Origin of the sequence: Clostridium sp. AF32-7AC (genome assembly GCF_003477925.1) — a bacterium.
GTDB classification, from domain to species: Bacteria; Bacillota; Clostridia; order Lachnospirales; family Lachnospiraceae; genus Otoolea; species Otoolea fessa.
In genome coordinates this window covers 184555-208720 of record NZ_QUEG01000004.1, presented here as the reverse complement: position 1 = coordinate 208720, position 24166 = coordinate 184555, and the positions used below count along the sequence as shown (strand labels likewise).

The 24166-nt window shown below is 46.1% G+C and carries 25 protein-coding genes and 2 pseudogenes; 11 read left to right on the top strand and 16 right to left on the bottom strand.

Annotated features, from left to right (window positions below; genetic code table 11):
• Positions 1-9 precede the first annotated feature (9 nt).
• Together DWZ45_RS08115 and DWZ45_RS08110 are read left to right on the top strand one after the other, a co-directional pair.
• Complete coding sequence (locus DWZ45_RS08115) at positions 10-654, top strand: cytidylate kinase-like family protein (protein WP_107001503.1); 645 nt, start codon at positions 10-12, stop codon at positions 652-654.
• A gap of 275 nt (positions 655-929) precedes the next feature.
• Positions 930-1772 (top strand): DUF975 family protein, encoded by an 843-nt coding sequence (locus tag DWZ45_RS08110; protein ID WP_118468502.1) that lies wholly within the window; start codon positions 930-932, stop codon positions 1770-1772.
• Positions 1773-1965: 193 nt separating this feature from the next.
• On the opposite strand, the gene DWZ45_RS08105 is transcribed toward DWZ45_RS08110, so the two are convergent.
• Positions 1966-3300, bottom strand: coding sequence for an MATE family efflux transporter (locus DWZ45_RS08105; protein WP_227589759.1), 1335 nt, complete (start codon positions 3298-3300; stop codon positions 1966-1968).
• 369 nt (positions 3301-3669) lie between these two features.
• On the opposite strand from DWZ45_RS08105, the gene DWZ45_RS08100 reads away from it, so the two are divergent.
• The 9 genes and pseudogenes from DWZ45_RS08100 (at position 3670) to DWZ45_RS08055 (ending at position 13292) form a co-directional block, all read left to right on the top strand.
• The gene (locus DWZ45_RS08100) at positions 3670-6516 is read left to right on the top strand and encodes a TetM/TetW/TetO/TetS family tetracycline resistance ribosomal protection protein (RefSeq protein ID WP_118468499.1); all 2847 of its coding nucleotides are present in this window, start codon (positions 3670-3672) and stop codon (positions 6514-6516) included.
• 543 nt (positions 6517-7059) lie between these two features.
• Positions 7060-7650 (top strand): Fic family protein, encoded by a 591-nt coding sequence (locus DWZ45_RS08090; RefSeq protein ID WP_333491456.1) that lies wholly within the window; start codon positions 7060-7062, stop codon positions 7648-7650.
• A gap of 41 nt (positions 7651-7691) precedes the next feature.
• Positions 7692-7903: pseudogene (locus DWZ45_RS08085) on the top strand (plasmid segregation actin-type ATPase ParM); the annotation flags it as partial.
• A pseudogene (locus tag DWZ45_RS08080) lies at positions 7902-8099 on the top strand (helix-turn-helix domain-containing protein); the annotation flags it as partial. The pseudogenes DWZ45_RS08085 and DWZ45_RS08080, both read left to right, overlap by 2 nt.
• 120 nt (positions 8100-8219) lie before the next feature.
• The gene (locus DWZ45_RS08075) at positions 8220-8657 is read left to right on the top strand and encodes a radical SAM mobile pair system MarR family transcriptional regulator (protein WP_118468495.1); all 438 of its coding nucleotides are present in this window, start codon (positions 8220-8222) and stop codon (positions 8655-8657) included.
• Positions 8654-9343, top strand: a complete 690-nt coding sequence (locus DWZ45_RS08070; protein WP_118468493.1) for a radical SAM mobile pair protein A — start codon at positions 8654-8656, stop codon at positions 9341-9343. The genes DWZ45_RS08075 and DWZ45_RS08070 overlap by 4 nt, the downstream gene beginning before the upstream one ends.
• Positions 9331-10239, top strand: coding sequence for a radical SAM mobile pair protein B (locus DWZ45_RS08065; RefSeq protein ID WP_118468491.1), 909 nt, complete (start codon positions 9331-9333; stop codon positions 10237-10239). Before DWZ45_RS08070 ends, DWZ45_RS08065 begins: the two co-directional genes overlap by 13 nt.
• A 425-nt stretch (positions 10240-10664) precedes the next feature.
• Positions 10665-11918, top strand: a complete 1254-nt coding sequence (locus DWZ45_RS08060; protein WP_107001346.1) for an ATP-binding protein — start codon at positions 10665-10667, stop codon at positions 11916-11918.
• Positions 11919-12530: 612 nt separating this feature from the next.
• On the top strand, positions 12531-13292 hold the full coding sequence (locus tag DWZ45_RS08055) for a hypothetical protein (RefSeq protein ID WP_118468489.1): 762 nt from the start codon (positions 12531-12533) through the stop codon (positions 13290-13292).
• 277 nt (positions 13293-13569) lie between these two features.
• Here DWZ45_RS08055 and DWZ45_RS08050 read toward each other — a convergent pair whose 3' ends face one another.
• From DWZ45_RS08050 to DWZ45_RS07980, 15 genes are all read right to left on the bottom strand, one after another.
• On the bottom strand, positions 13570-15078 hold the full coding sequence (locus tag DWZ45_RS08050; protein WP_107001168.1) for a recombinase family protein: 1509 nt from the start codon (positions 15076-15078) through the stop codon (positions 13570-13572).
• 400 nt (positions 15079-15478) lie between these two features.
• Positions 15479-15679: a hypothetical protein gene (locus tag DWZ45_RS08045; RefSeq protein ID WP_107001169.1), complete on the bottom strand. Its 201-nt coding sequence runs from the start codon at positions 15677-15679 to the stop codon at positions 15479-15481.
• Between the two features lie 490 nt (positions 15680-16169).
• Positions 16170-16592 carry a sigma factor-like helix-turn-helix DNA-binding protein gene (locus DWZ45_RS08040; RefSeq protein ID WP_107001170.1) on the bottom strand — a complete coding sequence of 141 codons (423 nt, stop codon included), beginning with the start codon at positions 16590-16592 and terminating at the stop codon, positions 16170-16172.
• 808 nt (positions 16593-17400) lie between these two features.
• The gene (locus DWZ45_RS08035; RefSeq protein WP_107001171.1) at positions 17401-17937 is read right to left on the bottom strand and encodes a hypothetical protein; all 537 of its coding nucleotides are present in this window, start codon (positions 17935-17937) and stop codon (positions 17401-17403) included.
• A 634-nt stretch (positions 17938-18571) separates the two neighbouring features.
• Positions 18572-19987, bottom strand: a complete 1416-nt coding sequence (locus tag DWZ45_RS08030; protein WP_107001172.1) for a relaxase/mobilization nuclease domain-containing protein — start codon at positions 19985-19987, stop codon at positions 18572-18574.
• Between the two features lie 79 nt (positions 19988-20066).
• The gene (locus DWZ45_RS08025; RefSeq protein WP_023042378.1) at positions 20067-20357 is read right to left on the bottom strand and encodes a CD1845 family protein; all 291 of its coding nucleotides are present in this window, start codon (positions 20355-20357) and stop codon (positions 20067-20069) included.
• A 161-nt stretch (positions 20358-20518) separates the two neighbouring features.
• Positions 20519-20887: a VapD family protein gene (gene vapD / locus DWZ45_RS08020; protein ID WP_016306491.1), complete on the bottom strand. Its 369-nt coding sequence runs from the start codon at positions 20885-20887 to the stop codon at positions 20519-20521.
• Positions 20888-20890: 3 nt separating this feature from the next.
• Positions 20891-21229, bottom strand: coding sequence for a hypothetical protein (locus DWZ45_RS08015; RefSeq protein WP_016306492.1), 339 nt, complete (start codon positions 21227-21229; stop codon positions 20891-20893).
• Between the two features lie 160 nt (positions 21230-21389).
• Positions 21390-21731 (bottom strand): plasmid mobilization relaxosome protein MobC, encoded by a 342-nt coding sequence (mobC, locus tag DWZ45_RS08010; protein WP_015553878.1) that lies wholly within the window; start codon positions 21729-21731, stop codon positions 21390-21392.
• A complete protein-coding gene (locus tag DWZ45_RS08005) occupies positions 21731-21913 on the bottom strand; it encodes a DUF4316 domain-containing protein (RefSeq protein WP_107001173.1) in 183 nt (60 codons plus the stop codon). Before DWZ45_RS08005 ends, mobC begins: the two co-directional genes overlap by 1 nt.
• 12 nt (positions 21914-21925) lie before the next feature.
• Entirely contained in the window at positions 21926-22516 is a 591-nt protein-coding gene (locus DWZ45_RS08000) for a hypothetical protein (RefSeq protein WP_227589686.1), read from the bottom strand.
• Positions 22517-22648: 132 nt separating this feature from the next.
• A complete protein-coding gene (locus tag DWZ45_RS07995) occupies positions 22649-23050 on the bottom strand; it encodes a cysteine-rich VLP protein (protein ID WP_050005650.1) in 402 nt (133 codons plus the stop codon).
• Positions 23051-23248 (bottom strand): hypothetical protein, encoded by a 198-nt coding sequence (locus DWZ45_RS07990; RefSeq protein ID WP_005927616.1) that lies wholly within the window; start codon positions 23246-23248, stop codon positions 23051-23053.
• On the bottom strand, positions 23245-23892 hold the full coding sequence (locus DWZ45_RS07985) for a DUF4366 domain-containing protein (protein ID WP_107001175.1): 648 nt from the start codon (positions 23890-23892) through the stop codon (positions 23245-23247). The genes DWZ45_RS07990 and DWZ45_RS07985 overlap by 4 nt, the downstream gene beginning before the upstream one ends.
• Positions 23879-24145, bottom strand: coding sequence for a DUF4315 family protein (locus DWZ45_RS07980; RefSeq protein ID WP_005927622.1), 267 nt, complete (start codon positions 24143-24145; stop codon positions 23879-23881). Before DWZ45_RS07980 ends, DWZ45_RS07985 begins: the two co-directional genes overlap by 14 nt.
• Between the last annotated feature and the right edge of the window lie 21 nt (positions 24146-24166).

Below are 24166 nucleotides of genomic sequence, written 5' to 3'. Positions count from 1 at the left end.
GTGGAATTTATGGGAAATAAAAATCTGATTATCACAATCGAGAGGGAGTACGGAAGCGGAGGACGTATTGTGGGACGCAAGCTGGCAGAGGAGCTGGGGCTTCATTTCTACGACGATGAGATCTTAAAGATGGCGTCGGAGAAGAGTGCGGTCGGAGAGGAATTTTTCCGTTTAGCGGATGAGAAAGCGGGAAACAACCTGCTTCACCGTCTGACTGGCGCGAAGAAGGCAGATGTGTTCGGAAAGCCGTCCCTGAAAGGCGATGTGACATCGCCGGATAACCTGTTTAAATTCCAGGCGATGGTGATGCGGGAGCTGGCAGAACAGGAACCGTGCGTATTTGTAGGCCGTGCGGCTGGCTATGTGCTGGATCAGGACGAGGAGATCGAAAATCTGATCCGCATCTTTGTCTATGCCGACCGTGTGCGCCGCGTGCAGCGCGTTATGGAAGTAGACTGCATCAGTGAAGAAAGAGCGAAGAAGCGCATCCGGAAGATTGAGAATGAGCGGAAGAATTATTATAAATATTTTACCGGAAATGACTGGAAAAATATGAAGAACTACGATCTTCCGATCAATACAACCCGCCTCGGACTGGACGAGACGGCGGAGCTGATCAAGGAATATGTGAAGCTGCGCGGGTATATGAAGTAGGGAAAAATGAAAACAACCTGTCTGTGATGCAGGCTAAAAATTTCAGTTGAAGATTGTAGGAAGCAGGGCAGATTTGGAAGATGAGAAGTGCCAGCGGATCGCCAGCTCAATCAGCTCCCAGAATGCTGGGAGAGTGATTCCGGCATTCTGAATTTTCCTTTGACGACAGTAGAATCATTACGACCTTATTACAAATTATTTACGGTTTGAAGCGGTATATTGACGGTTAAAATGGAAAATGATACAATGATTTCAGAAAGAAAGGGGGCAAAAGCATGAGAAGTGCATCTGAATTTAGGCAAATGGCGCGTGAGACACTGCGCGGAAACTGGAAACTTGCGATGGGAACGGGATTAGCAGCGTCCCTGATTGGTGCGGAGATTGCCGATACGGCGCCAAATGGAATATCAGAGCTGCAAAAAGTGATACAGGCACGACCGGAAGTGAAGAATGTGCTGACGCAGGTATTTCTGATGCGCAGCATGCTTCTGCCCTTGGTGCTTTTGCTTATCTGGGGCTTGATGGTGGTTATTATTGGAGGTGCGGGGCAGATGGGATACGCCCGTTTCCATCTGAATCTGGCAGAGAAAAAGGAAGCATCCTTTTCTGATTTATTTTCCCAGTTTTCGCGGATCACAGATGGCGTGGCGATGGTATTTGTGCGCGGCTTTTATATATTTTGCTGGACCTGCCTGTTTTTCGTTCCGGGTTTCATAAAGACGTACAGCTATGCGATGACACCATATGTGCTGATGGAACATCCAGAATATTCCGCCAACGAGGCGATCACCGAGTCGCGCCGCCTGATGGATGGGAAAAAATGGAATTTATTCTGCCTGACCTTTAGCTTTATCGGCTGGCGGCTGATCTGCAGCATTCAATATATAATACCAGCGGTTCTTTTGTATACACAGGGAAGGCTCAGCGGTGTGACCGTGCTGTTTCTGGTAGGGCTGATGGGACCGCTCAATATTGGCTATCTGTTTCTGCGCCCATATGAGGAGGCGGCATTTGCGGCATTTTATAGGGACGTGCGGGATGAGAAGAGGGAAATAGAAGAGATAGAAATGCGGGATAAGTGGAGTGAGAATGAGCCGGAGAAAAGTGAAAATGCGTGAACTCTGTCTGTACAAAAATGAAATCATTTGCATAGAACTGTGCTTGTGTAAGGATAGACGGAACAATAAAAATCTTTGAAAATCAAATTGGCGAAAGCCCAAAATAAGAATCTGTAATCAAAAATTTCCTCAGAAAGTGGTCAAAATGAAAGCTTTCTGAGGAGTTTTTTTGAGTTGTATTATTTATTTTGTTTTAGTCCATCCGTGCTTTCTCAGACAGCAAATGTTTCTGGCAATAGAAGAATGCCGGAATCAGAAATGCATCGGCGAGCAGCCATGCAAGCGGCGAGGCAAAACAGATGATGATGTAGCCAAAGATCGGTACCAGCAGGAAGCCGACCATGGCGCGGGCGATCATTTCGCAGACACCTGCCAGGATGGCGAGCAGGCTGTAGCCCATTCCCTGAATCGTGAAACGCCATACATTGACGATTGTCAGAGGTATGTAGAACAGGGAGTTGAAGGTCAGGAACTGGTGCGCCTGATGGATTACAACTGTTTCCGAGGCATCGACGAAGAGAAGCGGAATCACGCCGCCAAACACAGTCAGCACGATGCACGCCGCAATGGAGTAGATGCCGCCGATGAGAGTCGCGGACCGGACGCCCTGGCGGATGCGGTCTACCTTTCCGGCACCGGCGTTCTGTCCGGCGTAGGTTGCCATCGTGCCGCCCAGCGCGTCAAACGGGCAGCAGAAGAACATGCCGATCTTCTGACCTGCGGTGACGGAGGCAACCGCGATGGAACCTAAGGAGTTGATGGCAGTCTGGATGACAACCGAGCCGATCGCGGTAATCGAATACTGGAGTCCCATCGGCACACCCATTTTGCAGAGAATGTAAATGTGTCTGCCGCTGATGCGCGTTTCCTCATGGTGCATATGCAGGATTTCAAATTTTTTCTTCATATAGATCAGGCAGAGAATACCGGATACTGCCTGAGAGATAACAGTTGCATAGGCAGCTCCGGCGGTGCCGGTTCCGATCTGTACGATGAAAAGCAGATCCAGCGCAATGTTTAAAAGGCTGGATAAAATCAGGAAATAGACCGGCGTTTTGGAGTCGCCGAGCGCACGGATGATGCCCGCCAGCGTATTGTACAGGTAGGTTGCCGGGATACCGGCGAATACGAAGAAAATGTAGCTGTACGCGCCGTCAATGATATTGTCCGGCGTCTGCATCCAGACGAGAATCTGGCGTGTCATCAGGCAGACGATCACGGTCATGACCACGGCAAAACAGGAGGCGATCCATCCGGCATTAGCGACGAAACGGCGCATGTCCTTGTAATCCTGTGCGCCGAACCGCTGTGCAACCGGAATGGAAAACCCGGTGCAGACGCCGATGACGAAACCGTTAATCATAAAGTTGATGGCGGAGGTGGAACCGACCGAAGCCAGTGCATCGACACCGAGAAATTTTCCAACAATGATCGTATCGACCATGCTGTAAAACTGCTGGAACAGAAGTCCCATCAGCATCGGAACCGCAAAGCCCAGAATCAGCTTTGCCGGGCTCCCGTTTGTCATATCTTTTATGGTAGAGCGTTGCGAAGAGCGGCTCATGGAAAAACCATCCTTTCTAAAAAACGATTATAAAACTCTGAGAGTAGATTTTATAAGAAATACATAAAATTGGCAATCCGAAAAATCACGAAAAAAAGAAAAATAGAGGCACTTTTTTTGTGATATAGAAGAGAGGAGTGTCTGCGGATAGCAGCTTTCTGAGTAGAGAATGGAATGTATGAATTGTGTTACTGAGCACACGTGCGTGAACAGTAACGGAATTGTGAAGAAGCTGCGAGCTGGTTAGCACGCGGTATTTTACAATCAGTGACATACATGGTATCATAACAGATAGAGTGATTTTTATATAGAACGGAAATGAGGGTAACATACATGAAGAGACTGGCGGTGGGAATCCTGGCGCACGTAGATGCGGGGAAGACAACATTATCAGAGGCGATGCTCTATGCGGGCGGCATGATCCGCCATCTGGGGCGGGTGGACAAGGGCGATGCGTTCCTGGACACATATGAATTGGAGAAAAAGCGCGGAATCACGATTTTTTCCAAGCAGGCGCGGCTTGCATGGGATGATATGGATGTGACGCTCTTGGACACGCCGGGACATGTGGATTTTTCAGCGGAAATGGAGCGGGTGCTTCAGGTGCTGGACTATGCGGTGCTGGTTATCAGCGGTTCAGACGGCGTGCAGGGACATACAAGGACGCTGTGGCGGCTGCTGGCGCGCTACCAGATTCCGGCGTTCCTTTTTATCAATAAAATGGATCTGGCGCCGGGACGGGAACAGGAGGTCCTGCGCGACCTAAAAGAGTCGCTGGGCGGAAATTTCGTTGATTTTGGGGCGGACTGGACGGAAAGTTTCTATGAAGAGGCAGCAGTCAGCGGCGAAGCGGAATTGGAGGAATTTCTGGAGACGGGACAGGTGTCTAAAGATGCGATCCGCAGCCGGATTGCCAGCCGGGATCTGTTTCCGTGTTATTTTGGTTCGGCGCTCAAAAATACGGGCGTGGAAGATTTTATGCGCGGTTTGGAAGAATATACGCTGGAACCAGTGTATCCGGACGAATTTGGGGCGAAAATATTTAAAATTGTGCGCGACAGCCAGGGCGAACGCCTGACTTATATGAAGATCACGGGCGGCGTGCTGCATGTCAAAGACCGGATCGGCGAGGAAAAGGTAAATCAGCTCCGTCTGTATTCAGGCGATAAGTATGAGGCGGTGGGCGAGTCACCGGCGGGTATGATCTGTGCGGCAACGGGACTTTTGCACACGAAACCGGGCGAGGGGCTTGGAGTCTGTGAAATGGGCGCGGAACCGGTGCTGGAGCCGGTTTTGACGTATCGCGTCGAGCTTCCGGAGGATGTGGATGCGGCGGCGATGCTGCCGAAATTGCTTCAATTAGAGGAAGAAGAGCCGGAGCTTCATATTGTCTGGGAGGAAGAAAAGAAAGAGATTCACGCCCAGATCATGGGCGAGATCCAGATGGAGATTCTGAAAAGCCTGATTGCAGAGCGTTTTGGGGTAAATGTCCGGTTTGGCGGGCGCAGCATTGTATATAAAGAAACGATCACCGATACGGTCGAGGGTGTCGGGCATTTTGAGCCGCTCCGCCATTATGCGGAGGTACATCTGCTTCTGGAGCCGGGAGAACCGGGCAGCGGGCTGGTATTTGATACCGATTGCAGTGAAGATATTTTAAGTAAAAACTGGCAGCGGTTGGTGCTGACGCATCTGGAAGAAAAGGTACACCGGGGTGTTCTGATTGGGGCGCCGATCACGGATATGAAAATTACACTGAAATCGGGACGCGCCCATGTGAAACATACAGAAGGCGGCGATTTTCGACAGTCCGTGTACCGGGCGGTCCGTCAGGGACTGATGCAGGCGCATTCGGTGCTGTTGGAACCATTTTATGCCTTTCACCTGACGATACCGGACAAGATGGTGGGACGTGCAATGACCGATCTGGAGCGGCGGTTTGCCGTCTTTGAGGGACCGGCGCTGGAGGACGGGCAGGCAATATTAACCGGACGTGCCCCGGTATCGGCACTCGATGGATATCAGACGGAGGTGACGGCGTACACGGGCGGATTGGGACAGATGATCTGCACGCTCGATGGCTACGGACCGTGCCACAATGAAGAAGAAATCATTGCGGCAGCCGGGTATGATCCGGATGCGGATCTGGCAAACCCGAGCGGATCTGTTTTCTGTACGCACGGAGCGGGATTTGTCGTCAACTGGGATGAGGTCAAAGACTATATGCATCTGGAAAGCTGCCTGGGCGATTCCAATGGAAAACGGCGGATGGATGCGATCCCTGAGCTGGGTGCGCGCTCCTCGGATGGACAGGGCGGCGGCGCTTCGGAAGAAATGTGGATCGGAACGGACGAGGTCGATGCGATTCTCGCTCGCACCTACCATGCAAATAAAAAGGAAGACGGCGGAAAACGCCGGTGGGGCGGAAAGAGCAAACGCCCGGCGGAAACCTATGGTGCCGGAGTGTACGGAGAGACGGCGCGGAGGCAGGAAGCGGTGAGACAGAAGAGCGATTCGAAAGTCGGGCCAGCTGAAACTTTGGCATCTGGAAGTGAAGGAAAATCGGGAAGTTCTGTGGCTGGAAATGCAGGAAAATTGGAACATGCAGGCAAAGCGCCGGAAAGTGGCGGAGCGGGCAGCAGAACCGGCGACTCCAAAGGGAAAATGGCATCGGCGGTACGGGAATACTTGCTGGTAGATGGCTACAACATTATTTTCTCCTGGGATGAGTTAAATGAGCTGGCGAAGATCAACATTGATAGCGCCCGTGGTAAGCTGCTGGATATTCTCTGCGATTATCAGGGAAGCCGCGGTATCGAGGTGATAGCGGTGTTCGACGCCTACCGGGTGCAGGGACACCGGACGGAGGTGACGGATTACCACAACATTCATGTAGTCTTTACGAAAGAGGCGGAGACAGCTGACCAGTACATCGAGAAATTTGCCCATGAAAATGGGCGGAAATATACGGTGATGGTAGCGACCTCCGACCGTCTGGAACAGATCATCATCCGTGGGCAGGGCTGCGGGCTGTATTCGGCGCGGGATTTTGAGGAAGAGGTAGACCGTGTGAAGAATCAGACACGTGAGCATACCAACCGACCGCATAGCGGACATAAAAATTATCTGCTGGATTCGGTGCCGGAGGAGGTGCTGCGGCAGGTGAAGAAGGACGAGTAATGTATAAAAAGCGGATTTTCGTATAGATTACTCGAAGGCATGAATCAGATCTTTCTGCATAAATTTCATCAGTTCTGCTGCCGCTGCGCTCAGGCTGCCGGTTTCGATGGCGGAAAGCATGGTTCAGTTAAGGGAATATGCAGAAAAATCTGCATTGTACATTACAAGGAAAATACTCACATGTGCTGCAAAAATATTTTAAGGTATGACGAAAAGACAGAATGCACATCGGTCACGTTAAGAAATATAATAGGGATGAGATTTGAGTTGCTCGATACATGAAATCCCTGTTTCTCTTTGGGCGGAGGTTAATAGGATATTTAAGGTTGGGTCTGATAGGAGTCAGATGCCTTTGTATGAGAAGCGTGCTCTCAGTTTCGTCACCGCTGCTTTTCAGATTTGCCCTGCATCTGTGGCATAAACTGTATATACTCCTTAAAAGCAAGTTTCAAAAAATTGAAGAGAAACCGTATATAGATAATACCTTGCCGGACTTCATTTTCGATGGAGTCCGGCGTTCTGTATCCAGAAATTGCATTTCATATGTCGGCAAAAAGTGTTACACTGTTGGATATTCTGAAAGAGCAGAAGGCAAGTAAATACTCCGGAGGGATCTACCACAAAACACAGATTGATTTGACATACTATTCCAACCATATAGAAGGAAGCCGAATGACCCACGATCAGCCCCGATATATCTTTGAAACCAGCACCATCGGTGTAGAAAAAGAAGTGCTGAACGTGGATGATGTGATTGAAACAGCAAATCACTTCTGCTGCATTGACATGATCATTGATCATGCAAAAGCAGCTCTGACGGAAAAATTCATCAAAGAGCTTCACTTGGTTTTGAAGAACGGCACCAGCGATTCCAGAAAAGATTGGTATGCGGTTGGCGATTATGAGAAACTTCCGAATGAAGTCGGCGGTATGGATACCGCCCTTCCGGAAGAAGTTGCCGATAAAATGAAGGTATTGCTGATGGAATATAATGCCAAAGAAGAAAAGACCTTTGAGGACATTCTGGACTTTCATGTGAAGTTTGAGCGGATTCATCCGTTCCAGGATGATGATGTTATAATAAGGACAAAGTTAGAGAAACCCAGTAAAATCAAGGGGTTAGCACTAATTTAGTTCTTATTTTTATACCAATTTAGCGGTGGGATAAGGCAGCGCTGTTATATCAAAACCGAAAATCCAAGTCAGTATCGCAGATAACAGATTAGAAGTAATGGGCATTGATCATGGCTGGTCGATGATGAAAACAATATCTCAGGTATTTGTCACAGGAGTTAAGGAGATAACAACAACTCCGGCACTCTTTGGTGATGTACTTGAGTATGAGGGAAAGTACTACAAGATTGGAACTGTAAGGCAGGAGGTCAAATGGTATTTCACAAAAGGTTTTGACAGATAGTTTAAGACAAATGATGAGTGATGGACTGGCATATCGCCACGATTACCATGAGCAGCCACCGAGAGTTGAATACGGCTTAACGGAACTCGGAACAAAAATGCTTCCAATTGTTAATTCACTTGCTGACTTTGGTAACTACTATAAATCACTTATTGAACAGAATTAAGTACGTTAGTATTTGAAAAGCTCGAACAATCGGAATTTACTTCTACTTAGACATACAAACTGTTGACAGTAAAACTCCTATATAGTATTATTTGATAAAATACTATATAGGAGTTTTTGTATGAAAATGAATGGCGGATTTCTTGTTACCAAAATAAAACAACTTGGAGATCGAATCTTTGAGAAGATTCTCAGCGAAAAGAATATTGATGCGTTTAACGGAGCCCAGGGGCGTATTCTTTATGTGCTGTGGCAGGAAGATGGAATCTCAATCAGATCACTCTCGATTAAATGTGGATTAGCGATAACTTCTCTTACTACGATGCTGGAAAGAATGGAAAATAAAGGGCTGATAAGACGCGTTCAGTCTGAAACGGACAAAAGGAAAACACTCCTGTTTCTGACTGAAAAAGCACATGCCTTAAAGGACGAATACGATTCTGTATCTGATAAAATGGGCAGTATTTACTACAAAGGTTTTTCGGAGGAAGAAATTACCCAGTTTGAGGAATACCTCGACCGTATCAGAAAGAATCTTGAGGAGTGGCAGAAATCATGAGTATTTGTATCAAAGATCAGATTCAAAACATGAATATCGTCATCGGATGTACAGTGGGGTGTGCATATTGCTACGCCCGCAATAATGTGAAACGCTGGCATATGATTGATGACTTTGCTGACCCTGAATTCTTTCCGGGTAAGCTCAAGATGATGGAAAAGAAACGTCCGCAGAACTTTCTTCTTACCGGCATGAGCGATCTTTCCGGCTGGAAGTCAGAATGGAGAGACGAGGTATTTGAAAAAATCCGTGAAAATCCACAGCATCAGTTCCTGTTCCTTACAAAGCGACCAGATCTGCTGGATTTTGATACAGATTTGGAAAACGCATGGTTTGGTGTTACGGTGACGAGAAAAGCAGAACTGTGGCGTATTGACGCACTACGGGAAAATGTCAGAGCAAAACACTATCATGTTACCTTTGAGCCGCTATTCGACAATCCAGGTTCAGTTGATCTTTCCGGGATCAACTGGATCGTTGTCGGCACCATGACTGGAGTTCAGAGCAGGAAGGTTCATACGGAGCCGGAGTGGGCATGGTCTCTGACAGATCAGGCGCATGCGCTTGACATTCCGGTATTTATGAAGGAAGATCTTGTCCCTATCATAGGGAATGAAAATATGATTCAGGAAATGCCGGATGAATTCAATAAAGTGTTGGAGGTACAGAGATCATGGCAGAAGTAATAAATGGAATCCTCATTAATGAGGCGGAAACAAAGAACATCATGACCAAGTCCAGTCTGCCTGTAGGCGGTTACTCGGTCAATCCATATGTAGGCTGTACACACGCCTGCAAGTATTGCTATGCTTCTTTTATGAAGCGCTTTACCGGACACAAGGAGGAATGGGGCACTTTCCTTGATGTGAAGCATTGGCCGGAAATTAAGAATCCGAAGAAATATGCCGGACAGCGGGTGGTCATCGGTTCTGTGACAGATGGCTACAATCCACAGGAGGAGCAATTCGGGAATACCAGAAAACTTCTGGAGCAGCTGATCGGCAGTGACGCAGATATTCTGATCTGCACAAAGTCGGATCTTGTGGTACGAGATATTGATCTGCTGAAGAAGCTTGGACGAGTAACCGTTTCATGGTCGATCAACACACTAGATGAAAATTTCAAGAACGATATGGACTCTGCTTCTAGCATTGAGCGCCGTATCGCTGCTATGAAGCAGGTATATGAAGCAGGTATCCGTACAGTCTGTTTCGTATCTCCGGTATTTCCCGGTATCACGAATTTTGAAGCAATCTTTGAGCGGGTAAAGGATCAGTGCGATCTGTTCTGGCTCGAAAATCTCAATCTTCGAGGCGGTTTCAAAAAGACAATTATGGATTATATCGCCGGAAAATATCCTGATCTTGTACCACTTTACGACGAGATCTATAACAAGCATAACCGCAGCTACTTTGAAGCACTTGAAGTAAAAGCTGAGGAAATGGCCAAGAAGTATGAGTGCCCATTTGTGGATAATGAAATGCCTTATGGCAGAGTCCCGCAGGGACATCCGGTGATCGTAGATTATTTCTATCATGAGGAAATCCGAGGGACAGAGAATACAGGAAAAAGAAATCGTTAATCTAAACGAAAATTAAACTGATGATGGTGGAGAGATTTATTTATCGCCATTTGAAATCGAGAAGTTCTTGTTTGAAAAATAGAGAAATTGTAAAATTGAAGAAAAAAGAAATGCACAGTTCTTAGCTTATCGGGAACTGTGCATTTTTGTAAATAAATACTTTTAATTAGCCGATACACACAAAAGATTGGAAAGTCATTTGGAAAAGCAGAGGATAACGCACTTACTATAAGGCATTTACTCATGCTCAAATTGGAAAAACATTGTTTCACCAATTCAGGAATCTTTGGGCAATCAGTATAGAAAGAAAGTTTATTTATGAGCACACAACAAAAAGTAATCAAAAAAGCAATCGTAAAAAAATACGATTGCTTTTTTGCGCATTTCTGCATATAATATATAAGACAGAAATGGAGGCGATTGATATGCGTGAAACAAGAACATTAGAGTTCAAGGAAACGATTACCAACACTTTTTTAAAAACAGTCAGTGCTTTTTCAAATTATGACGGCGGAACCATCTTTTTTGGAGTGGATGATGATGGAAATATAAAAGGTTTGCCGGATGTAAAACAAGCCTGCTTGGATATTGAAAATAAAATCAATGACAGCATTACACCGCAGCCGGATTATACGCTTGAGGTACAGAATAATGACCAGACGATAAAGCTTACTGTGAAAAGCGGATTACAGAAGCCGTATCTATATAAATCGAAAGCATACAAGCGGAATGATACAGCAACGATAGAGGTAGATACTCTGGAATTTTCAAGGCTTGTATTGGATGGAAAAAATATTCGATTTGAAGAATTGCCTTGCAAAGATCAGGAGCTGTCCTTTGAAATTTTACATCGTAAGCTGAAAGAGACTGTCCGGATTGAAAATTTTGATAAGGACACACTGAAGACATTGAACTTATATGACGATGTAAATGGATTCAATAATGCAGCAGGGCTTTTGGCAGATAAAAATCATTTTCCGGGAATCGATATTGTCAAATTTGGAGAAAATATCAGCATCATTCAAAAGAGATCGACTTTTGAAAATATATCGGTTTTAGAGGTTTATGAAAAGGCAATCGATGTATTCAGAGACTATTACCAATATGAAGTAATACAAGGTGCTGATCGAAAGAAGATGGAAAAAGTACCGGAAGCTGCTTTCCGGGAAGCAATCGCCAATGCTCTGATTCATAGAGTGTGGGACGTGAATTCGCAAATCAGAGTTTCGATGTTTGATGATCGAATTGAAATAGTTTCTCCTGGCGGATTGCCGTCTGGAATCACAGAGGAAGAATATCTGTCTGGTAAACTTTCTGTTTTAAGAAATAGAAATCTTGCCAATGTATTTTACAGATTGGGATTTGTAGAGATATTCGGAACGGGAATTACAAGAATAAAACAACTGTATGCAGAAAGTTTGATAAAACCGGATTTTGAAGTTTCAGAAAATGCGATAGAAATTGTGCTTCCGATATTTGAAAAAAATGCGGATCTGACAGAAGACGAAATCGTGATCTATAAACTTTTAAGCAAGACGATGTTGAAGCCAATCAGCGAAGTTGCACCATATGTACCTTTCGGTAAATCAAAGACAATAAAGCTGCTAAAAGAAATGTGTCAAAAAGGTGTGATTGCAGTGGAAGGAAAAGGCAAAGGCACAAAATATATCATTAGATAAGACTTTAATTTCCAAAGTAATGTTTCGGAAATTAAAAAAGCAGAAGGTTCATTTGCATTAGGTGCAGTTAATTGTGCAATGGCTTCCTGCACAAATCATGAGAGAGATTGTACTTCTGGATAATTTGCGGCGGAACTTATGCGTTTACAAATGGTGTACTTACGTTGACTTCGTGCCATAGTTGGGCACCTCCTTATTCTCTTGATTATACTATGAAATCCTTGAGAATAGGCTGTCAACTTTATTTATACACCATCAAAAAGAGTGAGTGCGGTATAACACTGGGAGAAAAAATAGGGCTGCTGTACGAGTGGTAAAATTTACAGCCATTTGTACAGCTTTTACCTACTAAGAGTAAGAAATAATATGCTAAGATATATCGAGATAGGGTTCTAAGGAGAAATAGATAGAACCCTTGTAAATACAAGGAAAATAGAGGTTATACCAAGCTATGCGAGAAAAAATAAAAGTGCTCATGGTTTGCCACGGCAGTCTATAATAAAATGGTTAGAATGTAGTAAAATAGGGCTTTTGAACATTTTGTAATTAAGTTTTTACCTATGATTTACTTATTTTGTTTTAATAAGTATATGAAAAGAGGAATTTAGAGAGATGAAAGAAATTTTACTAAAGATATTTGATAGTGAGATAATGTATTATGTGGTAATACCTATAGTTATAGTTCTGTTGGGATGGGTAAAAAACGAGCGTGATCTTAAGGAAAAGAATAAAGAATTGGGGTATTGGATGCTGAAATGTAGAAAAATACCAACTTTTCCAGATATTATAATAAAAATTTATAAAATGATGGCGATAAATTTGCTGATTACACTTGTGGCTAAAAAAATGCTTTGTTATTGGAAAGGTGTGGTTTTTTCATATATTATTTGTGGAATTTGGTATTTAGGAATCAATGCTATAATCACTTTTAGAAATTGCAAAAGTTATAATAGTAAAATTGAGTTTTGGCAGGATGGTAAGCTAAAGAGGAAACTTGTAATTACACTTTACTTAATATATGCAATTTCTTTGTTGGCAGATGTTTCGAAAAAATACTCTTGGATAGTAGAGGGTATATTTATTATATTGTTAATGGTTTGGATAATCTGTTTGCTCAATTATTGTGATGTGGCTTTCATTTTGGATAATAGATATGCGGATATTTATGTAAAGGGGAGTGAAAGGGCTCAATTTGCCGAGGCTGGAAGTATAAGGAAGCATGGAGAATGGATAATTGTAAACAGATATGTAAATGGGTATGATGAAGAAATAAGAATTAAAGAAAGTGATATAGTTAGGATTGATTACTATGGTGAACCAATGATTACGGTTGAGAAACGTAATTTATTTTCCAAAAGACGGAGTAGTGAATAAATGGAATATACATATAAGAAATTTTGCTATTAAAAAAAGTATCTATGAAAGTTGATGGTTTCTAGTTATTTTAAGAGGGGTTAATAAAATAGTTGTTATCCAGTTTAATAACCGGAAATGAAATTGCTGTTATAAAATAAATTTTTATAACGGAGGTTCGGTTACATGGAAAATGTATATGGCTACATAAGCAACGGTGTACAAGGGGTACAAACAAGATTAAAAAGAAAAGATAGATTTGAAAGTAAGTAGAGTGGGATAATCCAGAAGTTAGAGCTTAGATTTTCCACTCTACTTGAACGTGGTCGCTAGTTGCGCTGATTGAAATAATCAGGCCGTCAACGGCTTTCCTTTTGTCGTCAAATTCAATGCTGTCCCAATGGTCGAGGTAATAAGAGAGTTCCTGCTCCTTTTGGGGTGACATTGTTTCAATGGACATTTCCGCAATCTCCTTTGAAATGGTCTGGCGGCGAGTGTCCAGTTCTTCAATTTTTTTGTTAGCATAGGCAAGAAGTGTTGCGTTGGCTCCGGTTAGCGTATCAAGTAGTTTTTCAATCTCGGCTTCAACTTGCGCCAGTTCAATTTGATGGGCGGTCAGTTTGGGATTGACTTTTTCCTCCCGGCTATGGCGGACTTGAAAATTTTTAAATCTCGCCCGCATAGCACTGAAAATAAATTCCTCAAATTCAGATTTACGGATTTTACCACAGCCCGGGCAGCCTTTATTTTCAGTCCGTTTACTACAGCGAAAATAGCCTTCGCTGTTCGGAACGTGTGTTGCCTTTAAGGCATATCCGCAACACCCGCATTTAACTTTTCCGGCAAGCCATGTATTTTTCGGCTTACGTCCTTGTTGAAAACTCTTATTTGTCATTAGCTTCTTCCTGCATTTCAGCCATACATCAGACGGTATGAGCGCTTCATGTGGAGCGATTACAAGTATCTGGTCTTTCAGGCTCCTGTCTTTATCCTCCTTCACGTCCCGGCCCTGATAGAGATAACAGCCATTGGTTCCGGCAAAATCGGAAGCGTCATTGACAATAGCCGCCCCCTGGCTTTTAAAAAATTCGTAGAGTTCTAAATCTGCTTGTGCGTAAACAGGATTTCTTAAAAGCTGTGAAATAAAGGTACGGAATAGCGATTTACCGTAAACTTTGATGTTCTGTTCCTCAAAGTACCGTGTAATGTCACCAAAAGACGTTTCCGGCTCGGAATACATTTCAAACATGAGCTTTACATATTGGGAAGTTTCGGGGTCTGCCACCATCTTTTTTGTGCGGATACCTTCAACCACTGTCGGCTCCAACTGATAACCATAGGGGGCCTGTCCGCTCATGTGAAAACCTTTCAGGCACCGGGAGTAGTAAGCGTCCGTGACGCGTTTCTGGATTGTCTCACGTTCAAGCTGTGCGAATACGATACAAATATTCAGCATGGCCCGCCCCATTGGGGTTGAGGTGTCGAACTTTTCTGTGGACGAAACAAACTCCACGTCATATTCCTGGAACAGCTCCATCATGTTTGCAAAGTCCAGAATGGAACGGCTGATTCTGTCCAGCTTATAAACGATTACCCGCCGCACCCGGCCCTTTCGGATTTCTCCTAACAGCTTTTGAAACTCCGGCCTGTCCGTATTCTTCCCGGAATAGCCTTTATCCTTGAATACTTTACAGCTTCCGCCTTTCAGCTCATACTTACAAAAATCAATCTGGCTTTCAATGCTGATACTGTCCTTACGGTCTACCGACTGTCTCGCGTATATACAATCTTCTCTGATAATGTCCATATTGGGCTCCTTCCGTATGGAATGGAGCTACCAACCTTACAATTATATTATACCATAGGCAGCCCCGGACAACAATGTTGCGGTTGATTAGTAAAATCTGTCCGTGTATTTACTGAACACATCATATAAGTGATTTTCGATTTCTCTTTTTCGCTTGTTCTTTTCATCCGGGGATAGTACCGGAATTAGATTTTCCAATACGATAAGTTTCCCTTGAAAATATACGGATTGTTTTTCGCTTTGGTATGTAACAGATTGAACCATCGAAAACCTCCACTTTTCAGTACGGATGAACAGCGGCCAGCTTCCCTCTTGTCTGCTGGGGAAACCTAAAAAAGCGGCTCCCTGGAAGGAACTGCCCTTTGAGCTTTCCCCAGCCTCGGGCCACGTTGGCCCGAAGCTAATAATCGCCGTTATAATATTTCTGTTCAGCCTCGTTGAGTGTGTATAAGTCAAACACTCCATAAAGCTGATTTACTACACGGCTAATATCTTTATGGGTGAATCCACAGTCCTGCATGGCCATAATCACATAGCCCCGGCAGGCGTCATTACTCCATATATTCAGCGTTAATTCTGGACTAGATATATTTTCCTTCATAAAATTCTCCTGTTCATAGAAAAATATGGGGCCCAGCCAGAACGGTTGCCCTATCATCAGACAGTAATAGAGGAAGGGCCCCACAGGTTAGAAAGTTTTTTCAGATAGACCGGACGGACAGTTGGCTTTTTGTCCCATAGCATTTCAGCTCTCCCCATTCTGATGGCAAGGCGATCTCATTACCTGCGACGGCTCACGGTTCGCAACACCGCTGCACGCTCGGATTGTGACTAATCGCAAGTATCCGGGTTTTGTGTTTTGTCCGGCAGACCTGCCACAGTCTGCCTACGGCATGGGCCTGGTCGCTCTCTCTAGTGTAAAAATAGAGGTCATGGCGGGCCTGTCACTGGACACAAGCACCCTTCGTATCCGTCTATCTTTTATTCAGTTTTCAATCTGCGTGAGGCGTGTCCCGCTTCGGGCCAATGTGGCCCGAGGCTTTGACTGCCTCTCATAAGCCATTTCATTTTTGAGGCGAAATCGGTACACCTTATAAAAATTTTTTTAAAATTTTTTCCAAGTTCCGAAGACCGCGCTCAATGGCGAGCCGCACGACCTTTTCATCCACACCCTCGGCCCGGGCAATGTCTTGTTTCGTCAAGCCGAGAATGAAATGAGCGTAAATGCGCTTTGCCTGTTTGTCGGGCAGTCGTGAGATGGCGGTATAGAGTTCTTGTATCGTCACTTTACGCTCATACAGTTCATAGGGAGAGAACGCAACGAAAAGCGCCTCATGCTCAATTCCATCATTCCGATCCAGGGAGTAATAGGCTTTGTGCCGGTATGTACGCAGACGGTAAGCGGCTTCCTTCCGGTCAAACTCCTTGAACATTTCAACAACATCTTCTGGTACTTCCATAAAGTAGTCTGACGTATAAAAAGGGTAATAGTCCCGTAAATTTATAATAGCCATATTGAACCTCCGCTTTGTTTTGTGATGGATGGACAACAAAACAGAAGCGGCGGGGAGCGTATATGTAGGCTGAAATTTCTGAAATTTTCAAAAAATAACAGTGAAAAATCTATAAAATAGTAAAGATGGCTACTCGTTCTAAAAAAGCCTCGACAGCTTATCTCAAGACTGGCTCTGTTTCGATAGCAAATCCTGAAATAAGGTGTCGAACATAAAAAAAGCTCAAACAAATAACAGCTTGTTTGAGCCTTAAAAAAGTTTAAATTGGAATAAAACTCCTCCCATCTAGGAGGAGGTAAAGCAAAAGGGGCGTTGCTTCATCTATTTTTTCTCAATAATCTAACTCATGTTATTAGCAACCTCCGCGTAAAAATCTCGTAGTTCTTTTATTATCATATAATGTATTTTTTGCAAAATTTGTCGTAGATAGGAGGCAAAAATAAAAAAATAGAGTAGAGGATATGTTAATGGTTAACGTACCTCTACTCTATCTAATTGTTACTAAAAATTTTCTTTTAAAAAGGTTGTTACAAAACAGACTCAATTTACTATATATAGTATATGTCAATTATTAAATCTACCATATACAGAACATTACTTTTCTCTTTGCAACAACCCTTTTAAATTGTATAATTGCTTTCACTTAATCAGCATTATTTTTTATCTGATTGAATAGCCATCCTATAATTCGAGCTATACAGTATAAAACACCAAGTCCAAGGACGGAGCATACAACTAGAAAAAATATAGACATTGCCGACATATTTACATCAACACCTTTTTGAATAGGACTCTACTTATATTATTCTTAATTTAATACGGTAGAAACTTCTCCATTAAAAACTTCCGTTCTTAAAGCGAAAGAAAGTGTTCCTACTCCGCCGACTACATTTGCTCTCATAGAGCCAGTCACTTCGGCCGCTTTGCTTGAGGTAGATGTTGCACGGCCAATGGCTAAACTTTCATCTTCAACCGTTCCGCCAACACAGTAGGTATTTAAATCACGTGCATTAGAAATTTTCCACTGGCTACCACTCTTTGATAAGTCAAATCTGTAATCCATACCTGCGACACCCCAAAATGCATCCGATTTCCACGTTCCTTCAGTAGCAGGATCACGAGTTAAAGGAGGCGTATAGCTAAGTGTCACTGTTACCGGCTGACCGTCCTTCTCGAAATGTAATGTTTCCGAATAGGGCTGGCTTTCGTCAAAATTATTCAGATCGACACTGAATGTTTGTCTCTGTTCTGGAGAATCAGCAGCAAGAGCACTAAATGCGCTACCAACTACCATGAGACTCAGCGCTACCAACAGACCCAATGCCTTTTTCAAACCTTTCTTCATAAATGACCTCCTTGAGACTTTACCATAGTAACAAACTCAGATTTTTTAGCGCCCACCATTATGTAAGGCACTATTCTCTCAAATTCTCCTCCTCTATAGCCCCAATGGTATCCCTCCCTTTACTAATCGGTTATGAGCTTTTTATAACTAACTGTAGTATACCACAGAATCCCTATATATGCAATATAATCTAAAAATGGTAAATAAAACTTAATAAATTGTTAATTATCAACATATATCGTATATTTTTCTGATATAAAAACCGGGTATTCAAGTTTTGTGTTTTGATGTTTGAGTTAAAACGATAAAAAGAAAGAGAACTTGTTGATATAAAAAAATATCATTCTTTTTGCATAAACATATAAAAACTCGAAAAGCGATTGATAAATCACCGAAAATTTGTGGCGAATTTTCTTAATATAGATATTTTAAGGAGGTATTGCGTAAAACAATAGATGTTGTATAAACTCAATAATCTTTTTTGCAGTATATTGCTAAATAGCTAAATGGCAAGCAATGCCTCTGTGGCCACAAGTGGCACAAAGGCTGCTTGTTGGGGCTCGCCCCAAACCCATATCTTCGGGCCAACATGGCCCGAAGTGTCAGCGTCGCTTTGCTCCTTATTTTCATAACCTTAACGCTCCTTTTCCTGCTTTCTTCCCGGCTCGGTGTAGCCCATCAGAGTGTCAATGTTCGCCTTGATTGTGACGATCTCCTGCATATCCCGTCGTGCCTTCTGGTATTCTCCATAGAGCTGTTTTTTCTTTGCTGTGAGCTTACGGCCTTCTTCCTTCAGCACATCCATTTTGGGGAGCTTTGCCCCGCCCAGCAGAGAGCGCATTTCCGCTTGTGCAACCCGGTACAGTTCAAGGTCGGCCTCATGCTCCGCAAGGAATTTCCTGCTGTACTTCGTCGCCTTATACTGCTCAAAGACTGGGCGGGTTTTGGCATACTGAACCGTTGCAGCCTTTAGCCCGGCATTGGTTTTCATAGCCTGTTCCGTCTGCTTGACCTGCTCGGAAATAGCATGGAAACGGTCTGCCGCCTCGGTGGCTTTCTGCGCCAACTGCTCATAATCGGTCAGGTTATTGTCCTGTATATAGGCAAGAGCGGCGGCCATCTGCTTAATGTTAAATACCTTCGCCCAGCGTTCATATCCAGGCCCCTTACCGGCAGCCAGCTTTGCTTGAATATCCACCGCCAGACTGATTTTCCGTTCCGAGCGCCCGGGGCGTTTTTCTTTGCCCTCAATGGCAGACAGAACATCTTGCAAGTCGTAGCCGTCTCCCAGCGTGGAAGCCCGCAGACGGGTAAAGCGTTCCTGTCCCTGCCCGGTCAGCCGGAAACTGATACCGCCGCCCCGAACCGTCTTGACCTCATATCCGGCCCGCTTCATCAGATTGAGAAATTCGTCCAGATCAGCGGGGCGTTCCGCCAGCGCAGTATCAATGGCAAGGCGCAGTCTGTCCTGATAGGAAAGCGGCCCTTTTCGTTCTTTCTGCCATTCTCCATAATTCCGATACTTGCCCTTGCTCCGGGGCTTCGGGTTCTCTACAATGGACAGCCCGTTTTCAAGGCACAGCCTGTCAGAGAGCCGCCGGAGGGCGAAGCTGGAGCCCCAAAAGTTTCGGAATTTCCGGGTGCAGTCAAGGGTGGTGGAGTTGTAATAAATGTGACAATGGATGTGCTGCTTATCGGTGTGCGTGGTAACGATAAAAGCGTGCCGCCCCTTTGTCCAGCGCATAGCCAGCTCATAGCCGATACGGTTCGCCTCCTTCGGGGTGATCTCGCCCGGATAGAAGGATTGTCGTATCTGATAGCACAGCACATCATTTTCTTTTTTCTGTTCCCGGCCCGTCATAGCGGCATAGCTGGCTTTTGCCAAAAGGAACTCGTCCGCCACGGTGGCCGGATCACATTCATAAGCGGAGATATACTTTCCTCTTTCTGTTTTCTCCGGGTCCTTGCCATAGTCCAGACAATCCCGGATTGCCTCGGCAATCGTTTCGCCTTCGCCCGCATGGCGCTGCAACAAAGTTGTGGTAGCCAGAAATCATCCCTCCTTTCCATGAGAAAAGGGCGGCCCATCCAGACCGCCCCGACTTCGGGCCAACATGGCCCGAGGCTGTTTAACTTGCCAGAAACCGGTACAGAGCGGATTTGCCTCCGTCCAGCGCCCAAAGAAGGGAGCCCGCCGCCGCTTGCAGTCCATACGGCGAAAGAAGGAAAGCGAGAAACAGAAATACAATCCCGCCTATGGGCGTCGGCGTGAAAAAGAGAGCGACACCCAGCACCACCAGAATCACAGAGGCAATCGTCAGCAGGACGGCACAAATATCAAACAGGAATACCAGCAGAGCCGCCAGAAGGGACAACGCTAAAGCAAAGGGAGCAACCAATATTTTCAGCAGTATCTTCATCTCCAAAACCTCCTTTATCTATCCTTCCTACCTCTATTTTATCATGCCTGCCCGGGGACATAAATGTTGCGAAAGATTAGTGAATCCTGTCCCAAACCTTCGGGCCATGATGGCCCGAAAACAGAAAAAGCAGGACACATTCATGTCCTGCCAAATTTCTGCTATTCTGTTTCCTGCTGCGGGCAATCGGGAACTGTCAGCAGCGAAGTGTCGATAACAATATCCTCTGCTGGTTTCAAGAGCTCTGTCAAATCGTGCTGCCGTCCCACGTTGGTCACATCAATTTTATTCACGCATATTCCAATCCACGGAAACTGTCTGCTTAATTCATCCATCAAGTCGTATATATCAGCAGTTGCCAGCTTATCATCCGATATGTAGCCGGAGCCTTGACGGTGAGAAAAACGATGCCGTTTGAAGAACCGGCGCAAGTCGTCATACGCCTGCCGGTAATTGGCTCCGGGGTAATGCTCTTTTAATTGATGGGTGTCCAGATCAAAATTTAAGGCTTTGAAATATTTTCTCTCCAAAACTCAAGCCCTCATTGCTGTTTTTTCCTGATAGTGGGTCAACAGATCTTCTTCATTGAAATCATCTGGACTGTCAGAATCGTCACTGTCACAAAGACGCCACACAGAAACATTATCCATGAACCATGTCTGCCGCTTCAAGGTATTGACGATCCGGCCGAACAGACTAAAATCCCTCGCTCTGCCGCAGTCACGGAATACCAAAGCGCCGGAACCATCCTCCATACGGGGAAGGCCCACGGTTTGGAATGTATGATTGATTGTGTTGTAAATGCCATCCAGCCGGTACTTATTTTCGGCTGTGATTTTATCATCATTCATGCGAATAACCATTTTCAGCATGGTATCAGCCTCCCTTCTTGAATTATTATATCATTATAGAGCTGGTTCTACAATCTTGAAAATCTGAATTTTTTATGACGGGCTTCGGGTCATGCTGGCCCGAAGTGGTAAAAAAAGAGCAGGGCGGCAAGCCCCACAACGGAAGCCTGCCGCCCTCGTCTTACTTTGCCACCAGCTCGGAAAGCTCCCGCAGCACTTTTGACACCTCGCCCCACAGCTTTTCATAGTCCCGCTTCAATCCGTCGATTTCCTCCGGGTACACGCCATAGGTGTGTGCGTGTACGGCGACCTGATTGAGATTGTTGGAACAGCGCCGTTGCAGAGAGATCAATTCTTTTACGGGCGCAAGGTCGATGTGCAGGATATACCCGTTCAGAGCCATTTTCCGTACATAGGCCCCGGCGTTGGAAATGCCCGCCTCGGCCATCCGTTCATGGATGGCTGCCAGCTCGTCCGGCGTTACCATGACGTGCAGATGGACATTCCGCTTGCGGTTCTCCATCATCGTTCCAGCTCCCGGCCTTTCCGGCGCTTTTTGGGTTCCTTTACCTTATCCAGCGGTTTTGCGTCCAGCTCCGGGGGCGTGGGTTGGATGGGCGTGTTGTTGGGTACGCCGTCAATCATGTTGCAGTTCTGCTCCGTGGAGAGCTCGGCGGTTTTCAGATAGTTGTCTTTTTCGTGCATGGCGATCCTCCTTTATCGTTCCTCATGGTTTTTATGGCTCCGCTTCTGGCCGGGCTCCTTCGGGGGTTCCTGCCCTCTGGTTCCTTCTTTGAGCCGGGCGGTAATGGATGAGCGCACCCGGTCAGGATTGCCCGGTGCTGGTTTCAGTTCATAATCCTCCATTTGCTTTTCGGTCAGCGGCTTTGTGTAGGTCAGTTCGCCCCATGCCATCAGCCTGCCGTCTGCCACAGGACGCCGCCTGTCATCGTCGTAGTTGACAATGGAAAGAGGCTGGTTATCCGGCGGCTTCGGGTAAGTTCCTATGTCCACGGGCCGCTGGGTGGAATAATAGCGGTAAACGCCTTCCGGTCCCAGCTCGGTATGCTTGACCGCCGCATGGTAAAGCTGCTGATAATCGTCCACCCGGCGGTCAAAATCCCGCTGCGCCCATGCCTGGCTGTTTCCATAGCGGCCCCAGTAGTAATCCCGATGGCCGTTTTCCCCCTCGGTAAACTGCCAGGTCACAAAGGGGCTCGGCGCTCCCGGATTATGCCCAAGCGCAAAGCCGTGTCCAGTTTCAAAGGTGGCAGCTTTCAAAATCACATATCCTTGTACTGTCTCCAAGAGATCCCTCCTTTCTGTGCCTCGGGCCAACATGACCCGAAGTGCTGGATGTTACGAAATAAGAGGGCAGACCGGGGAGGAATGTAATAAGATATTCCCACCCCGGAAACACCCTCAAAAAAGCCCGGAATGTCAAGCCTTTGGAGGCGGCAAATCGTAACAGCCGCCCGGCCTTTTCTCCCGCATTTTCCTCATGCGTTCCCGGCTTTTCCGGCGGTTCCCTTCGGCCTTGCAGGCGTCGGAACAGTAGGCTTGACGCCCCTCGGGCAAAAACGCCTTTCCGCAGACCGCACAGGCCCGCAGCTCCGGGGAGATGCCTTCCGTTGTCAGCGACGCTTGAAGCTCCGGGTTAAGAGGCAGGACAGCCTCACGGAAATAACGGCAGTACGCCCCTGTCCAGCACTTGTGCAGCATATAGCAGGCACAGTCAAGAGGAAGGCACAGGCCGCTTTCCCGGTCATAGTTGGCGCACATCCCCGTGACCAGAGTGCGGATTTTCTTCTTCTCGTCACGGGTCAGCTCCCGGGCGTCCATTTATGACTTCGGGCCACGATGGCCCGAAGGGCGGGGCTCCACGATCAGCGCCCGGAACTTCTTCCGGCACTGTTTTTTCTTTCCTTTGCACTCCTTGTAGTAACGGCATCCCTTACAAGGATCGTCATTGTCCCAGCCGGGGTGCGGTACTTCCTTCATCATTCGTTCAAAAGGGCTGCTTGTAAAATTCATTCTCATTCCTCCGTATCTTCCTCCCACGGCGGGGTATCTTCGTCCTCGGGTTCCTCTGCGATCTCCTCCAGCTCCCCGTCCTCATATTCGCAGTAATCATCCTCCAAATCCGGGGCCTCATGCTTCGGCTTGTAAATCTTGAAATAGTAACCAATCCCACCGCCGGCCAGCACCACCGCACCGATCAGGAGCAGAGAGAGAAGGGGGCTGTCCTTTTTCTCCGGCTCGGGTTCCGGTACTTCCTCCACAGGTTCGGTGGGCTTTGGCTCTGGCTCCGGGGTCACTTCTTGGGGCGGTTCCTTACCCTGTTCGGCAAGAGGCAGAAGGTCGTCTGTGGTAACGGTATTGAGGAAATAGACGTTCTCGCTGGTTTTCTGTTTGTCGATCACCAGATAAAACACGCTCTCGTCTGCGGTGGTGATGGTGTAGAACTCTTTACCGTCCTCGTCGGTGGCGTTGTCCACCACGGTTCCCGTCCCGTCCGGGGTAAAGGGGTTCTGGGTTTCCGGCTCCGCTTCGGTTTCCACCGGGGCGGGAGCTGTCTCCGGCTGCGGCTCGCTGCTCTGGGCGTAGGCCGGGACCGTAAAGATCAGGCAACACAAAAGGCTGGCAGCCATCGCCGCCAGCCTGCGGTATTTAGTTTTCTTCATGGGCTGTGTCCTCCTTTTCGGGTGCCTCCGGCTTCGGGTCAGTATGGCCCGAAGCGGTAAGGCTGTTTTTGGGGTCATTCAAAAAAGCCATAAGCTGGGCGGGGGTCAGTTTGAGCGAGCGCACCGCCTGCACGATCTGGCTGTTTTCTTCCTCCTGTTTCTGCTTTTCCAGCTCCCGGATTTTGGCCTGCCACTCGGCTGCCTTCTCCCGGGCTTTTTCCAGTTCCTTATCGAGCTTGTCGATCTTGTTCATGCAAGGACTCCTTTCCTCTGG

Coding starts and splice junctions, on each gene's coding strand:
- DWZ45_RS08115 (WP_107001503.1), top strand. CDS start 10: ATGGGAAATAAAAATCTGATTATCACAATCGAGAGGGAGTACGGAAGC.
- DWZ45_RS08110 (WP_118468502.1), top strand. CDS start 930: ATGAGAAGTGCATCTGAATTTAGGCAAATGGCGCGTGAGACACTGCGC.
- DWZ45_RS08105 (WP_227589759.1), bottom strand. CDS start 3,300: ATGACAAACGGGAGCCCGGCAAAGCTGATTCTGGGCTTTGCGGTTCCG.
- DWZ45_RS08100 (WP_118468499.1), top strand. CDS start 3,670: ATGAAGAGACTGGCGGTGGGAATCCTGGCGCACGTAGATGCGGGGAAG.
- DWZ45_RS08090 (WP_333491456.1), top strand. CDS start 7,060: ATGTCGGCAAAAAGTGTTACACTGTTGGATATTCTGAAAGAGCAGAAG.
- DWZ45_RS08075 (WP_118468495.1), top strand. CDS start 8,220: ATGAAAATGAATGGCGGATTTCTTGTTACCAAAATAAAACAACTTGGA.
- DWZ45_RS08070 (WP_118468493.1), top strand. CDS start 8,654: ATGAGTATTTGTATCAAAGATCAGATTCAAAACATGAATATCGTCATC.
- DWZ45_RS08065 (WP_118468491.1), top strand. CDS start 9,331: ATGGCAGAAGTAATAAATGGAATCCTCATTAATGAGGCGGAAACAAAG.
- DWZ45_RS08060 (WP_107001346.1), top strand. CDS start 10,665: ATGCGTGAAACAAGAACATTAGAGTTCAAGGAAACGATTACCAACACT.
- DWZ45_RS08055 (WP_118468489.1), top strand. CDS start 12,531: ATGAAAGAAATTTTACTAAAGATATTTGATAGTGAGATAATGTATTAT.
- DWZ45_RS08050 (WP_107001168.1), bottom strand. CDS start 15,078: ATGGACATTATCAGAGAAGATTGTATATACGCGAGACAGTCGGTAGAC.
- DWZ45_RS08045 (WP_107001169.1), bottom strand. CDS start 15,679: ATGAAGGAAAATATATCTAGTCCAGAATTAACGCTGAATATATGGAGT.
- DWZ45_RS08040 (WP_107001170.1), bottom strand. CDS start 16,592: ATGGCTATTATAAATTTACGGGACTATTACCCTTTTTATACGTCAGAC.
- DWZ45_RS08035 (WP_107001171.1), bottom strand. CDS start 17,937: ATGAAGAAAGGTTTGAAAAAGGCATTGGGTCTGTTGGTAGCGCTGAGT.
- DWZ45_RS08025 (WP_023042378.1), bottom strand. CDS start 20,357: ATGAAGATACTGCTGAAAATATTGGTTGCTCCCTTTGCTTTAGCGTTG.
- DWZ45_RS08015 (WP_016306492.1), bottom strand. CDS start 21,229: ATGCTGAAAATGGTTATTCGCATGAATGATGATAAAATCACAGCCGAA.
- mobC (WP_015553878.1), bottom strand. CDS start 21,731: ATGGAGAACCGCAAGCGGAATGTCCATCTGCACGTCATGGTAACGCCG.
- DWZ45_RS08005 (WP_107001173.1), bottom strand. CDS start 21,913: ATGCACGAAAAAGACAACTATCTGAAAACCGCCGAGCTCTCCACGGAG.
- DWZ45_RS07995 (WP_050005650.1), bottom strand. CDS start 23,050: ATGGACGCCCGGGAGCTGACCCGTGACGAGAAGAAGAAAATCCGCACT.
- DWZ45_RS07990 (WP_005927616.1), bottom strand. CDS start 23,248: ATGAGAATGAATTTTACAAGCAGCCCTTTTGAACGAATGATGAAGGAA.
- DWZ45_RS07985 (WP_107001175.1), bottom strand. CDS start 23,892: ATGAAGAAAACTAAATACCGCAGGCTGGCGGCGATGGCTGCCAGCCTT.
- DWZ45_RS07980 (WP_005927622.1), bottom strand. CDS start 24,145: ATGAACAAGATCGACAAGCTCGATAAGGAACTGGAAAAAGCCCGGGAG.